The 13,063-nt window shown below is 60.3% G+C and carries 13 protein-coding genes and 3 tRNA genes; 13 read left to right on the top strand and 3 right to left on the bottom strand.

Features of this window, described 5'->3' with window-relative positions; translation table 11 throughout:
* The first annotated feature begins 251 nt into the window (after positions 1–251).
* A complete protein-coding gene (locus BN1119_RS11350; RefSeq protein WP_041997876.1) occupies positions 252–2,252 on the top strand; it encodes a DNA topoisomerase III in 2,001 nt (666 codons plus the stop codon).
* A gap of 76 nt (positions 2,253–2,328) precedes the next feature.
* On the opposite strand, the gene BN1119_RS11345 is transcribed toward BN1119_RS11350, so the two are convergent.
* On the bottom strand, positions 2,329–3,687 hold the full coding sequence (locus BN1119_RS11345; protein WP_041997874.1) for a TrkH family potassium uptake protein: 1,359 nt from the start codon (positions 3,685–3,687) through the stop codon (positions 2,329–2,331).
* Complete coding sequence (locus BN1119_RS11340) at positions 3,684–4,337, bottom strand: potassium channel family protein (protein ID WP_041997873.1); 654 nt, start codon at positions 4,335–4,337, stop codon at positions 3,684–3,686. The genes BN1119_RS11345 and BN1119_RS11340 overlap by 4 nt, the downstream gene beginning before the upstream one ends.
* A gap of 198 nt (positions 4,338–4,535) precedes the next feature.
* Here BN1119_RS11340 and murB point away from each other — a divergent pair, with 198 nt between their 5' ends.
* Positions 4,536–5,570 (top strand): UDP-N-acetylmuramate dehydrogenase, encoded by a 1,035-nt coding sequence (murB, locus tag BN1119_RS11335; protein WP_041997871.1) that lies wholly within the window; start codon positions 4,536–4,538, stop codon positions 5,568–5,570.
* Positions 5,567–6,532: a bifunctional biotin--[acetyl-CoA-carboxylase] ligase/biotin operon repressor BirA gene (birA, locus tag BN1119_RS11330; protein ID WP_041997869.1), complete on the top strand. Its 966-nt coding sequence runs from the start codon at positions 5,567–5,569 to the stop codon at positions 6,530–6,532. The genes murB and birA overlap by 4 nt, the downstream gene beginning before the upstream one ends.
* 62 nt (positions 6,533–6,594) lie before the next feature.
* Here the strand turns inward: birA and coaA are convergent, their stop codons facing one another.
* Positions 6,595–7,533: a type I pantothenate kinase gene (gene coaA / locus BN1119_RS11325; RefSeq protein ID WP_041997867.1), complete on the bottom strand. Its 939-nt coding sequence runs from the start codon at positions 7,531–7,533 to the stop codon at positions 6,595–6,597.
* Between the two features lie 259 nt (positions 7,534–7,792).
* Between coaA and BN1119_RS11320 the strand changes: the two genes are divergently transcribed.
* The 10 genes from BN1119_RS11320 to rplL all read left to right on the top strand — a co-directional run bounded on the left by BN1119_RS11320 (position 7,793) and on the right by rplL (position 12,902).
* Positions 7,793–7,877 (top strand) — tRNA-Tyr (locus BN1119_RS11320).
* A gap of 38 nt (positions 7,878–7,915) precedes the next feature.
* Positions 7,916–7,990 (top strand) — tRNA-Gly (locus BN1119_RS11315).
* Between the two features lie 172 nt (positions 7,991–8,162).
* Positions 8,163–9,347, top strand: a complete 1,185-nt coding sequence (gene tuf, locus BN1119_RS11310) for an elongation factor Tu (RefSeq protein ID WP_041997865.1) — start codon at positions 8,163–8,165, stop codon at positions 9,345–9,347.
* Positions 9,348–9,399: 52 nt separating this feature from the next.
* Positions 9,400–9,476 (top strand) — tRNA-Trp (locus BN1119_RS11305).
* 60 nt (positions 9,477–9,536) lie between these two features.
* The gene (gene secE / locus BN1119_RS11300) at positions 9,537–9,908 is read left to right on the top strand and encodes a preprotein translocase subunit SecE (protein WP_041997862.1); all 372 of its coding nucleotides are present in this window, start codon (positions 9,537–9,539) and stop codon (positions 9,906–9,908) included.
* A 9-nt stretch (positions 9,909–9,917) separates the two neighbouring features.
* The gene (nusG, locus tag BN1119_RS11295; RefSeq protein WP_041997860.1) at positions 9,918–10,469 is read left to right on the top strand and encodes a transcription termination/antitermination protein NusG; all 552 of its coding nucleotides are present in this window, start codon (positions 9,918–9,920) and stop codon (positions 10,467–10,469) included.
* Positions 10,470–10,603: 134 nt separating this feature from the next.
* The gene (gene rplK, locus BN1119_RS11290) at positions 10,604–11,032 is read left to right on the top strand and encodes a 50S ribosomal protein L11 (RefSeq protein ID WP_016352267.1); all 429 of its coding nucleotides are present in this window, start codon (positions 10,604–10,606) and stop codon (positions 11,030–11,032) included.
* Between the two features lie 4 nt (positions 11,033–11,036).
* A complete protein-coding gene (gene rplA / locus BN1119_RS11285; protein WP_041997857.1) occupies positions 11,037–11,738 on the top strand; it encodes a 50S ribosomal protein L1 in 702 nt (233 codons plus the stop codon).
* 249 nt (positions 11,739–11,987) lie between these two features.
* Positions 11,988–12,488: a 50S ribosomal protein L10 gene (gene rplJ / locus BN1119_RS11280; RefSeq protein WP_041997855.1), complete on the top strand. Its 501-nt coding sequence runs from the start codon at positions 11,988–11,990 to the stop codon at positions 12,486–12,488.
* 51 nt (positions 12,489–12,539) lie between these two features.
* Positions 12,540–12,902, top strand: coding sequence for a 50S ribosomal protein L7/L12 (gene rplL, locus BN1119_RS11275; RefSeq protein WP_041997853.1), 363 nt, complete (start codon positions 12,540–12,542; stop codon positions 12,900–12,902).
* Positions 12,903–13,063 lie beyond the last annotated feature (161 nt).

The raw sequence follows: 13,063 nt of genomic DNA, 5'->3' as shown, positions 1-13,063 counted from the left end.
CTTAATTCATAGCATATAGGAATGCTGAATAATTTTCACAAATGAGTCCCTTCTGGCGCCAGGCCGGGATGTCTGCGCCGGCAGCCTGCCGCTCTCATGGGGCGGGCAGTCTTCAGCAGCTTAGTCCAAGCTGCCCGGACGCTGCGTCACTACGAGTCGTATCGGTCGCTGCCTGCCCGCTGGAGCCGACTTGGGCTTTGTCGGCGGACTGGGTATACTGGCTACATATACAGTATTCAGGTGTGTCAGCCATGCGACTCTTCATCGCGGAAAAACCCAGCCTGGGACGTGCCATCGCCGATGTGCTGCCCAAGCCTCACAAGAAGGGGGAGGGCTACATCGAAACGGCCCAGGGAGATGTGGTGACCTGGTGCATCGGCCATCTGCTGGAGCAGGCCGAGCCCGATGCCTACGACGCCGCCTACAAGCAGTGGCGCATGGAGCAGCTGCCCATCATCCCGGCCCAGTGGCAACTGGTGGCCAAGCCCAAGACCCGCAGCCAGCTCACCGTCATTAAGGGGCTCATCAAGCGGGCCGATTGCGTGGTCAATGCCGGCGACCCGGACAGGGAGGGGCAGCTGCTGGTGGACGAGGTGATCGACTTTCTCGGCTACCCCAAATCCAGGCCGGTGCAGCGCTGTCTCATCAGCGATCTCAACCCCCCGGCGGTACGTCGTGCCCTCGAAGGCTTGCGCGACAACAAGGAGTTCGTGCCGCTGGCGGTGTCGGCCCTGGCCCGCAGCCGCGCCGACTGGCTCTATGGCATCAACATGACCCGGGCCTATACCCTGCTTGGGCGCAAGGCAGGTTGCAGCGCCCTGCTCTCGGTCGGCCGGGTGCAGACCCCCCTGCTCGGTCTGGTGGTGCGCCGGGATCTCGAGATCGAGGCCTTCGTCCCCAAACCCTTCTACGAGGTGCTGGCCCATGTGGCGACCACGGGCAATGAGCGCTTCTGCGCCAAGTGGCTGCCATCAGAGGCCTGCCAGCCCTGGCAGGACGAGGAGGGGCGGGTGCTCAGGCGTGCCCTGGCCGAGAACGTGGTCAACCGCATCGCGGGCAAGGCCGCACGGGTCGAAGAGGTGGAGGAGCAGGCCCGGAAACAGGCGGCGCCGCTGCCCTACAACCTCTCCAGCCTGCAGATCGATGCCGCCAAGCGGTTCGGCATGGACGCCAAGCGGGTGCTGGATATCTGCCAGAGCCTCTACGAGCGCCACAAGCTCATCACCTATCCCAGGTCCGACAGCCGGCACCTGCCCGGGGATCATCTCGGTCGGGCCCCCCGGGTGCGCGATGCCATCGCCGCCACGGCACCGGCGCTGGCCAGCGCCGTGGCCGAGGCGGATGGCAGCCTGCGCAGCAAGGCGTGGAACGACAGCAAGGTGGATGCCCACCACGCCATCATCCCCACCGAAAAACAGGGCAACGGCGCCACTCTGTCGGCGGATGAGAACAAGATCTACGGCCTGGTGGCGCGCCAATATCTGCTGCAGTTCTACCCGCCGTTCGAGTACAACGACAGTCGGGTGCTGCTGCGCATCGAGGGGGGGCTGTTTCAGGCCAAGGCCAGGCGCATCGTCAAGGCTGGCTGGAAGGCGCTGCTCGGGGTGGAAGAAGAGGACGACGAAGAGAAGGCCGGCACCCTGCCTGCCCTGAAAGAGGGGGAGCAACTGCTCTGCGAGCGGGGCGAGCTGCTGGAGAAGATGACCCAGGCCCCCAAGGCCTTCACCGATGCCAGCCTGCTGGCCGCCATGACGGGGATAGCCCGCTTCGTACAGGATCCCGAGATCCGCAAGACGCTCAGAGAGACGGATGGCCTGGGCACGGAAGCGACCCGGGCCGGCATCATAGACTTGTTGTTCAAGCGCCAGTTTCTGCATCGCCAGGGCAAGAGCATCAAGGCGACCCCGACCGGCCGCGCCCTGGTACAGGCCTTGCCCGAGAGTGCCACCACCCCGGACATGACGGCGCTGTGGGAGCAGAGCCTGGGCCAGATTGCCGAGCGTCATGGCAGTTACCAGCACTTCATGGGGCCACTCACCGAGCAGCTCAATGGCCTGATTGAGGGGGCTCGCCACAGCTCGGGGGCCGATTTCAGCGGTCTGCCCAAGGAGGGCGCCGGGCGTCGCTCCTTCCCGAAACGCAAGTCGGCCGCTGCGGGGCGGGGCAGGAAGCCCGGCACCAAACCCGGTTCCGCCACCTCGTCGACGGGGCGCGGTGCACCGCGCAGGGCCGGCAAGGGGAAGGCGGTCTGAGGAACAAGGTCAAAGCGCAATACCAACGGGGCCCTCGGGCCCCGTTGGTATTGCGGCGTTGTCATGTGGCAGACGGTCAGCCGGTGTGCACGTTCTCTTCCGGATAGCGGATGCGGGTCTCGCTCGGCCTGGCCAGCATGAAGGCCAGGGTCAGGGGGCCGAGACGGCCACAGATCATCACCAATACCAGGATCAGCTTGCCCGGCTCGCTGAGCTGGGCCGTGATCCCTGTGCTGAGCCCCACGGTGGCAAAGGCCGAGATGGTCTCGAACATGATGCGGTCGAACGGCAGATCCTCGGTCACCATCAGCAGGAACATGGCCAGCATCAGCACCATGGCGCTGACGATGATGATGGCGAGCGATCGGGTCACCACCTGGGGCGCTATGGTGCGATCGAAGGCGGTGACATGGGGCCGCTTGGTGAGGAAGGCCCGGGTCGCCAGTACCACCACGGCGAAGGTGGTGACCTTGATGCCGCCCCCGGTGGAGGTGGTCCCCGCGCCGATGAACATCAGCATCATCATGAACAGCAGGGCGGGTGGCCCGAACTGACCCAGATCCACAGTGTTGAAGCCGGCGGTGCGGGCGCTGGCGGACTGAAAGAAGGCGGCCAGCCACTGCTGGCCCGGGGTGAGGCCACCCAGGGTGCCCGGATTGTTGTGCTCCAGCAGCCAGAACATCAGGGTCCCGACCAGCAGCAGGGCCGGAGTCATCACCAGCATCAGCTTGCTGTGGAGTTTGAGCTTGCGAAATTTGCGGGTGCGCACCAGATCCATGATGACGGTGAAGCCTATGCCCCCCAGGATCAGCAGGGCGCAGATGGTCAGGCTGATGAGGGGGTCGTCCCGGTAGTCCATGAGATTGTTGGCAAACAGCGAGAAACCGGCGTTGTTGAAGGCCGAGGCGGCGTGGAAGAAGCTGATGTAGAGGCCATGATGCCACCCCAGCTCGGGCACCCAGCGCAGGGCCATGATGGCGGCGCCGATCAGCTGGGCCAGGAAGGCGAACACTATGATGCGCTTGACCAGGCGCACTATGTTGATCGACCCCTCCTGACCCAGGGCCTCCTTGGCGAGCACCTGCTGGCGCAGCCCGACCCGCTTGCTGAGCAGGGCCAGCAACAGCACCGTCATGGTCATCTGCCCCAGACCGCCAATTTCCATCAGCACCAGCAGGAACAGCTGGCCCTGCAGGGTGAAGGCACTGCCGGTGTCCACCACCCCCAGCCCGGTCACGCTGATGGCCGAGGTGGCGGTGAAGAGGGCATTGATGAAGCTTACCTCGCCATAGTGACTGGAGGGCTGGGCCAGAAACAGGGTGCCCACCGCCAGTATGGCCAGAAAACTGCCGAGGATGAGCTTGGGCTCGCTCCAGCGGGAGGCATTATCCGGGCGGATGGCGAAGGTGTAGGTATCACGCCACAGGGAGCTCATTGCTTGTCCAGCCAGCGGTCGATGGCATGCTTGTTGCCCGCCAGGATCAGGATATCGCCGAGGGCCAGGGTCAGGGTGCCGGTCAGCACGTTGTGGAGGGTCTGCCCCCGCTTGATCGCCAGCAGCTGAAACTCGGTCTGTTGCAGCAGGTCCAGGTCGGCAAGGGTACGATCGTTGAGTTGCAGACCGATCACGAATTCGGTCAGCACCATGTCGTGCCCCAGCTCCAGGTAGTCGACCAGCCGGGTATCGAACATGCTCTGGGCGACGCGGCGGCCCATGTCCCACTCGGGATTGATCACCTTGTCTGCCCCGACCTTCTTCAGGATCTTGGCGTGGAACTTGTCGCGGGCCTTGACCCACACCTTCTTCACTCCCGCCTCCTTCAGGACGAGGGTGGTGAGTATGCTGGTCTCCAGGCTGTCGCCGATGGCGACGAAGACGATGTCAAACTCGGCCAGGCCCAGTTCGGCGACCGTGTTCTCGTCGGTGGCGTCCGCCACTATCACATGGCTGCAGAAGGTGGCCACCTGGCGGGTCCTCACCTCATCGATGTCGATGGCCAGGACCTCGGCATCCTGACGCTCCAGCTCTTCGCACAGGGCGGTGCCAAACAGTCCCAGGCCAATCACGGCAAATTGGTTGTTCATCAGTTGTCCTTCAGGAGGGTGAGTTTTCTACTCTAAACCAGCCGTGTGAGTCCGCAAAGGGGGCTCGCCCTGCCGGGGGCCATATCGGCATCGCCATGGCTCGGGGGCGAAGGCGGGCGTGGGACGATCGGCCGCGGGATTTCTCGCCTCGAACCCAGTTGAGGTAGACTGGCGGCCTGTCATTGCCGGGACCCGCAGATGAAACTCACCGCTCACGCCGACTTGTCGGCCCTCAATACCTTCTCTCTCGCGGCCCGCTGCCGCTGGCTGGCCGAACTCACCCGGGTGGACGAGCTGCCCTCCCTGATGGCGACCCCCGAGTTTCTGGATCAGCCACGTCTCATCCTGGGCGGGGGCAGCAATCTGCTGTTCACCTGCGATTTCGAGGGGCTGGTGATCCACAATCGCCTGCGGGGCATCCAGGTGGAGGATGGCGGGGATCACTGGTTGCTGCAGGTGGCGGCCGGCGAATCCTGGCATGAGCTGGTCTGTCACACTCTGGCCCAGGGGATGCCCGGGCTGGAGAACCTGGCGTTGATCCCGGGTACTGTGGGTGCCGCTCCGGTGCAGAACATAGGCGCCTACGGGGTGGAGCTGGCCTCCTTCTGTCGTCATGTGGACACCTTCAACTGGCATACTGGCCAGCAGGAGCGGATCCCGGCCGAGGCGTGCCGTTTCGGTTATCGGGACAGCATCTTCAAGCACGACTATCAGGAGAGTCACCTGATCACCGCGGTGGGGCTGGCGCTCCCCAAGGCCTGGCTGCCCGTGCTCGGCTATGGCCCCCTGGGCGCCCTGGCGGCGCCCACCCCGCAGGCCATCTTCGAGACTGTCTGCGCCACCCGCATGGCCAAGCTGCCGGATCCGGCCGTGCTCGGCAATGCCGGCAGTTTTTTCAAGAATCCCGTGGTGTCCGCGGCCCAGGCCGATGCCCTCAAGGAGAGATGGCCGACGCTGCCCGTCTATGGGGCCGGGGAGGGGCAGAGCAAGCTGGCGGCGGGCTGGCTCATCGATCAGTGCGGCCTCAAGGGGTTCGCCATCGGCGGCGCCCAGGTCCATGGGCAGCAGGCCCTGGTGCTGGTCAACCGCGGTGGCGCGACGGCTGTAGAGCTGATCGCCCTAGCCGCCCATGTGCGCGATGCGGTGCAGCAGCGCTTCGGGGTCCTGCTGGAGCATGAGGTGCGCTTCATGGGAGCCAGTGGCGAGACCTGGCTCGACGAGGTGCTGGCATGAGCCTGACGCCGATCCGCCAGACCCTGATAGGCCTGCTCAGCGACGGCCAGTTTCACTCGGGCGAGCAGCTCGGCGAGCAGCTTGGCATCAGCCGGGCGGCGGTGAGCAAACACATGGCGGCGCTCAAGGGGCTGGGGCTGGATCTGTTCAGCCTGACCGGCAAGGGGTATCGCCTCGCCTTCCCTCTCGCGCTCTACGATCGGGATCTGCTGCAGGGTCTGGCGCCCCTGGCCCCCATCCACAGCTTTGCGGTGATCGACTCCACCAACCAGTATCTGCTGGAGCGGGTCAACCAGCTGCGCTCTGGCGAGAGCTGCCTGGCCGAATGCCAGACTGCAGGGCGGGGTCGGCGCGGCAAGCCCTGGGTCTCGCCATTCGGTTGCCAGCTGCTGCTCAGCATGTATTGGCGGCTCGAGCAAGGTATGGCGGCCGCCATGGGATTGAGCCTGGCGGTGGGGGTGGCCGTGGTCGAGGCGCTCGAATCCCTTGGCTATCCCGGGGTGGAGTTGAAGTGGCCGAACGACCTCTATTATGAAGGGCGCAAGCTGGCCGGGATCCTGGTGGAGATGAGCGGCAGTGCAGGGGCCAGCTGCCACCTGGTGATCGGGGTCGGCCTCAACCTGGCGATGCCGAGCCGGGAAGGGGAGAAGATAGATCAGGCCTGGGCCGAGCTGCGCCATATCCAGCCTGAGCTGGTGGATAGAAATCAACTGGCCGCCCGCATGATAGTCCACCTGCAACGGGCGATGCAGACCTTCGAGCTGCACGGGCTGGCCAGTTTCGTCGAGGCCTGGAACCGGCTCGATCACTTCGCCGGCCGGCCGGTGCGCCTCCTGATGGGGGAGCAGGAGATCCGGGGCATCGCCCGTGGCATAGATGATCGTGGCGCTCTGCGACTGGAGACGGGGGAGGGGATCAAATTCTACCTGGGGGGGGAGCTCTCCCTGCGTCGGGGGGATTGAGGAGACCCAGATAACGGAAGAGGGGGCCTGCGGGCCCCCTCTTCGTTTGCCGACAGCTGCGGTTATTTGCGCAGCTTGATCTGCTCGATGGCGTGTTCCGCCCCCTTGGTGAGGATCAGATTGGCCCGCTCCCGGGTCGGCAGTATGTTCTCTTGCAGATTGAGATAGTTGATCTCCTGCCAGATATTGCCGGCGATCCGGGTCGCCTCGCTCTCCGCCAGCTTGGCATAGTGATGAAAGTAGGAGTCGGGGTCGGCGAAGGCACCGCTGCGAAACTTGAGGAAGCGCTCGATATACCAGGTGCGTAGCAGGTCGGCATCCGCATCCACATAGATGGAGAAGTCGACGAAGTCCGAGACAAAGACCCTGTGGGGGTCTTGCGGGTAATCCATGCCGCTTTGCAGCACGTTGAGCCCCTCCAGGATCAGGATGTCCGGCTGCTCGATCACCTTGGTCTCGTCGGGGATGACATCATAAATCAGATGGGAATAGACGGGGGCCTCGACCCGCTCGTGTCCGGCGCGAATGTCGGCGACAAACTCCACCAGGCGGCGGATGTCATAGGACTCGGGAAAGCCCTTGCGCCGCATCAGGCCACGTTCTTCCAGCACCTTGTTGGGGTAGAGAAAGCCATCCGTGGTGACCAGCTCCACCCTGGGGTGTTCGGGCCAGCGCTCCAGCAGGGCCTGCATGATGCGGGCCGTGGTGCTCTTGCCCCCCGCCACACTGCCCGCGATGCTGATCACATAGGGCACCTTGCCCCGGGATTGGCCGAGAAACTGCTCCAGCACCCGGCTGCGGCGCTGCTTGGCCTTGACGTAGAGATTGAGCAGGCGGGAGAGGGGCAGATAGATCTCTTCCACCTCCTGCAGCGATACCTTTTCGTTGATGCCCTGCAGGGTCTTGAGCGCGGGCTCGGTCAGGGTCAGGGGGACTGCATCGCGCAACACAGCCCACTGTTCGCGGGTAAATTGCAGATAGGGGTTGTGCTCTGTCGTCATGGGTTCATCACTGTTTCTGGGGCTGGGCGACCATACACCAAGGGGGGGAGAGCGACAAGGGACACGTCAGGATCGTGCGGCCAGGGCCGGTTTTTTGGCGGGATGCCGGCAATAATCGCCATTTTGCCGAGCGCAACAGTTGCATCACCAAAAACCTTACAATAAAATGCGCGACGCTTAGATGTCAGTCGTCTATTTGCTAGACAAGAGCGACAAAACAACGGGTGCAAGCAGAATTACCGTTGTGACAATCGAGTATGGAGGGGTTCCCGAGTGGCCAAAGGGATCAGACTGTAAATCTGACGGCTCTGCCTTCGAAGGTTCGAATCCTTCTCCCTCCACCATATTTCTCTGCGGTTTGAGTTCTTTGGGTTAGAGAAATGCGGGCATCGTATAATGGCTATTACCTCAGCCTTCCAAGCTGATGATGCGGGTTCGATTCCCGCTGCCCGCTCCAAGATGCTGATATGGCTCAGGCAATGCCGAGAGTCACACCTAAGGTGAGGTCGGCAGTTCAAATCGGCCAGTCAGTACCAGCCTCTCTTTCCCACCCAATTCAAATCCATCATATAAACTGTTCTGTGGTTAGCTTGCCACCGCGTACTCAGCGTTAGTTTAGAGGGACGATCATGTCTAAAGAAAAATTTGAGCGTAGTAAACCGCACGTTAACGTGGGTACCATCGGCCACGTTGACCACGGTAAAACCACCCTGACTGCAGCCATCACCAACGTGCTGGCCAAGCACTACGGCGGTAAAGCCTTCGCCTTCGACCAGATCGACAAGGCCCCGGAAGAGCGTGAGCGTGGCATCACCATCAACACCTCCCACGTAGAATACGACACCCCGACCCGTCACTACGCCCACGTAGATTGCCCGGGTCACGCCGACTACGTTAAGAACATGATCACCGGTGCTGCCCAGATGGACGGCGCTATCCTGGTGGTTGCTGCGACTGACGGCCCGATGCCGCAGACCCGTGAGCACATCCTGCTGGGCCGCCAGGTAGGCGTACCTTACATCATCGTGTTCATGAACAAGTGCGACATGGTCGATGACGAAGAGCTGCTGGAACTGGTCGAGATGGAAGTTCGCGAACTGCTGTCCGAGTACGACTTCCCGGGTGATGACCTGCCGGTGATCCGTGGTTCCGCGCTGAAAGCGCTGGAAGGCGACGCCGCATGGGAAGAGAAGATCCTGGAACTGGCTGGCCACCTGGACAGCTACATCCCGGAGCCGGAGCGTGCGATCGACCTGCCGTTCCTGATGCCAATCGAAGACGTCTTCTCCATCGCTGGCCGTGGTACCGTAGTAACCGGTCGTGTAGAGCGCGGTATCGTGAAGGTTGGTGAAGAAGTGGAGATCGTTGGTATCAAAGATACCACCAAGACCACCTGTACCGGCGTTGAAATGTTCCGCAAACTGCTGGACGAAGGCCGTGCCGGTGAGAACGTTGGCGCGCTGCTGCGTGGCGTGAAGCGTGAAGACGTGGAGCGTGGTCAGGTACTGGCCAAGCCGGGCACCATCAAGCCGCACACCAAGTTCGAATCCGAAGTGTACGTGCTGTCCAAAGAAGAAGGTGGTCGTCACACCCCGTTCTTCAAAGGCTACCGTCCGCAGTTCTACTTCCGTACCACCGACGTGACCGGTACCATCGAACTGCCGGAAGGCGTAGAGATGGTAATGCCGGGCGACAACATCAAGATGGTTGTCACCCTGATCGCCCCGATCGCGATGGACGACGGCCTGCGTTTCGCCATCCGTGAAGGTGGCCGTACCGTAGGTGCTGGTGTTGTAGCCAAAGTTATCGCTTAATCTTGGCTTACATAAATAAAGCAAAGCCCCTATAATAGGGGCTTTCTTATGCAGGGGCGTAGTTCGAATTGGTAGAACAGCGGTCTCCAAAACCGATGGTTGGGGGTTCGAATCCCTCCGCCCCTGCCATGCACCTCGTCTCGTACGGGGCTTTTGTGTCTTTGGTAACGTCAGATACAGGTAGGTTGTATGAGTGTGAGTTCTGAGAATCAGGGCGGAAGCAAGGATACCCTGCTTTGGGGCCTGGTTTTCATTATCCTGGCGGCCGCTGTAGTGGGTAACTACCTGCTGCACGACGTAGCCGCTGCCGTCCGCGCCTTGGGTGTGGTCGTTGTCATTGCTGTCGCTGGTGCGGTAGCCCTGCAAACCACCAAGGGTAAGGCAACACTGGCTTTCGCCCGTGAGTCTCGCCTGGAAGTCCGCAAGGTCGTATGGCCAACCCGTCAGGAAGCCATTCAGACAACCCTGATTGTGCTGGCGGTGACCGCCATCATGGGCTTGCTGCTGTTCGTTCTGGACGGCGCCTTGGTCTGGTTGGTCAACTTGATTACCGGCGTGTAAGGATTAGCCATGACTGAACAACGTGAACAACGCATGAGATGGTATGTCGTACAGGCATTCTCCGGCTATGAAGGCCGGGTTGCAAAGTCTCTGCGTGAACATATCAAGATGCATGGCATGGAAGACATGTTTGGCGAAGTGCTGGTGCCGACCGAAGAAGTGGTCGAGATGCGTGCCGGCCAGAAGCGCAAGAGCGAGCGCAAGTTCTTCCCGGGCTATGTGCTGGTTCAGATGCTGATGGATGAAACCACCTGGCACCTGGTGCGTAACGTACCGCGTGTAATGGGCTTCATCGGTGGCACCTCCGACCGCCCGGCGCCGATTTCCGACAAGGAAGCCGATGCCATCCTCAATCGCCTGCAAGACTCCCACGACAAGCCGCGTCCGAAGACCCTGTTTGAGCCGGGTGAGATGGTGCGTGTTGCCGATGGTCCGTTCGCGGATTTCAACGGTACCGTCGAGGAAGTGGATTACGAAAAGAGCCGCGTAAAGGTCTCCGTCCTGATCTTTGGCCGCTCGACACCGGTCGAGCTGGATTTTGGTCAGGTCGAAAAGGGCTGATTGAATTCTGTACGTTTAACGGTTGTCAGGGGCAGCGATTATCTCTATAATTCGCTGCCCCTTTATTAGCTGGGGAGCCGTTTGCAGGAGCAAGTCTCCGAGGCGTTTGAACCCATTTTTGAGGTATTTTTGTAATGGCTAAGAAAGTCACAGCTTATATCAAGCTGCAAGTTAAAGCTGGCAGTGCCAACCCAAGCCCCCCCGTCGGTCCGGCCCTGGGTCAGCACGGTGTCAACATCATGGAATTCTGTAAGGCATTCAACGCCCGTACAGAGAAGCTGGAAAAAGGTTCACCGACTCCGGTCGTGATCACCGTTTACAGCGACCGTTCCTTCACCTTCGAAACCAAGACCCCGCCCGCTTCCTTCCTGCTGAAGAAAGCCGCTGGTATCCAGTCTGGTTCCGCCAAGCCGAACAAAGACAAGGTTGGTAAGGTGACTGTTGCTCAGCTGCAAGAAATCGCCAAGACCAAAGAGCCGGACATGACCGGTGCCGATCTGGATGCAAAAGTACGTTGCATCGCAGGCTCCGCTCGTTCCATGGGTCTGGTAGTGGAGGATTAAGACAATGGCTAAAATTTCCAAGCGTATGCGCGTTATTCGCGAAAAAGTTGACGGTACCAAAGAGTACGGCATCAACGAAGCCATTGCCCTGCTGAAAGAACTGGCCACTGCCAAGTTCGTTGAAAGCGTTGACGTTGCTGTCAACCTGGGTATCGACGCTCGTAAATCCGACCAGAACGTTCGTGGCGCCACTGTGCTGCCGCACGGTACCGGTCGTGACGTTCGCGTTGCCGTATTCACCCAGGGTGCCAACGCCGAAGCTGCCAAGGCTGCCGGTGCTGACCTGGTTGGTATGGACGACCTGGCCGAGCTGGTCAAGAAAGGCGAGATGAACTTCGACGTCGTGATCGCATCCCCGGATGCCATGCGCGTTGTTGGTCAACTGGGCCAGATCCTGGGCCCGCGTGGCCTGATGCCTAACCCGAAAGTGGGCACCGTGACCCCGAACGTTGCCGAGGCCGTCAAGAACGCCAAAGCCGGTCAGGTCCGCTACCGCAATGACAAGAATGGTATCATCCATACCACTCTGGGTAAGGTTTCTTTCAACGAAGTTCAGCTGAAAGAAAACTTGGAAGCGCTGCTGGTTGCCCTGAAAAAAGGCAAGCCCTCTTCCGCCAAAGGTGTCTTCATCAAGAAAGTCAGCATCTCCACCACCATGGGTGCCGGTGTTGCCGTAGACCAAGCTTCCCTGGAAGCTCAGGCCTAATTGATGGGTTTTACAAGGCGCAAAATTTAATCTATAATTTTGCGCCTTGATTGGTTGGGGGTTTCGACCTCCGTCCAAGACCGCAGGAGGCGGCAACGCCTTAATATTTCCTGCGTAGACGGTGCCGGAAACCCAGCGAGAAAGACTTTTCTCTTCTGGAATCCTGCCACCGCATCGTTCCCTCTGGCAACAGGGGGATGTATCAGTACTGGGTCTCGGTGGCCCAGATTCAATCCAGGAGCTAAGCCAATGGCATTAGGACTCGAAGACAAAAAGGCAATTGTTGCTGAAGTCAACGAAGCTGCCAAAGGCGCACTGTCCGCAGTTGTTGCCGATTCCCGTGGCGTGACTGTCGACAAGATGACCGTCCTGCGTAAAACCGCTCGTGAAGCCGGTGTGTACATGCGCGTTGTGCGTAACACCCTGCTGCGTCGTGCGGTAGAAGGTACCGAATACGAGTGCCTGAACGACGTATTGACCGGTCCGACCTTGATTGCTTTCTCTAACGAACACCCGGGCGCTGCCGCTCGTCTGTTCAAAGAGTTTGCCAAAGCGAACCAAAAGTTCGAAATCAAGGCTGGCGCTTTTAACGGTGAGTTTATCGCCGCAGCACAAATTGATCGTCTGGCTACCCTGCCGACTTACGATGAAGCAATTGCGAAGTTGATGGCTACCATGAAGGAAGCCTCTGCTGGCAAGCTGGTTCGTACTATCGCTGCTGTCCGCGATCAGAAGCAAGCTGCTGCTTGATTCTTACCTATTTAGGCTGTTTGAGTTTATTCAACATCAGGAATTTTTGTCATGTCTATCACTAAAGACCAAATCATCGAAGCCGTTGCTTCCATGTCCGTAATGGAAGTTGTTGAGCTGATCGAAGCTATGGAAGAGAAGTTCGGTGTTTCTGCCGCTGTTGCTGTTGCTGCCGGTCCGGCTGCTGAAGCAGTAGAAGAGAAAACCGAGTTCGACGTAGTTCTGACTGCTGCCGGTGCCAACAAAGTTGCCGTCATCAAGGCCGTTCGTGCCGCTACCGGTCTGGGCCTGAAAGAAGCCAAAGATCTGGTTGAAGCTGCCCCGGCTAACCTGAAAGAAGGCATCGCTAAAGACGAAGCCGAAGCTCTGAAGAAAGAGCTGGAAGCTGCCGGTGCTTCTGTTGAGATCAAATAATCTGCATTCATGTAGATTAGCCTGATAAAACAGGCTAGGGCTGGTGAATTTTTGTTCACCAGCCTTTTTGCGCTGTAGACTGAGAGCATTTTCACACCGTTTGCGACTCTCGGTGCACCAGCAAACCGGGCCGCATTTTCGCCCGGTCAACACAAAACGGT

The sequence above is a fragment of the Aeromonas bivalvium genome, from assembly GCF_000819765.1.
Lineage (GTDB): Bacteria > Pseudomonadota > Gammaproteobacteria > Enterobacterales > Aeromonadaceae > Aeromonas > Aeromonas bivalvium.
Note: the sequence above shows the minus strand (reverse complement) of the source record. Positions and strands in the feature narration are given on the sequence as shown.

Coding starts and splice junctions, on each gene's coding strand:
- BN1119_RS11350 (WP_041997876.1), top strand. CDS start 252: ATGCGACTCTTCATCGCGGAAAAACCCAGCCTGGGACGTGCCATCGCC.
- BN1119_RS11345 (WP_041997874.1), bottom strand. CDS start 3,687: ATGAGCTCCCTGTGGCGTGATACCTACACCTTCGCCATCCGCCCGGAT.
- BN1119_RS11340 (WP_041997873.1), bottom strand. CDS start 4,337: ATGAACAACCAATTTGCCGTGATTGGCCTGGGACTGTTTGGCACCGCC.
- murB (WP_041997871.1), top strand. CDS start 4,536: ATGAAACTCACCGCTCACGCCGACTTGTCGGCCCTCAATACCTTCTCT.
- birA (WP_041997869.1), top strand. CDS start 5,567: ATGAGCCTGACGCCGATCCGCCAGACCCTGATAGGCCTGCTCAGCGAC.
- coaA (WP_041997867.1), bottom strand. CDS start 7,533: ATGACGACAGAGCACAACCCCTATCTGCAATTTACCCGCGAACAGTGG.
- tuf (WP_041997865.1), top strand. CDS start 8,163: ATGTCTAAAGAAAAATTTGAGCGTAGTAAACCGCACGTTAACGTGGGT.
- secE (WP_041997862.1), top strand. CDS start 9,537: ATGAGTGTGAGTTCTGAGAATCAGGGCGGAAGCAAGGATACCCTGCTT.
- nusG (WP_041997860.1), top strand. CDS start 9,918: ATGACTGAACAACGTGAACAACGCATGAGATGGTATGTCGTACAGGCA.
- rplK (WP_016352267.1), top strand. CDS start 10,604: ATGGCTAAGAAAGTCACAGCTTATATCAAGCTGCAAGTTAAAGCTGGC.
- rplA (WP_041997857.1), top strand. CDS start 11,037: ATGGCTAAAATTTCCAAGCGTATGCGCGTTATTCGCGAAAAAGTTGAC.
- rplJ (WP_041997855.1), top strand. CDS start 11,988: ATGGCATTAGGACTCGAAGACAAAAAGGCAATTGTTGCTGAAGTCAAC.
- rplL (WP_041997853.1), top strand. CDS start 12,540: ATGTCTATCACTAAAGACCAAATCATCGAAGCCGTTGCTTCCATGTCC.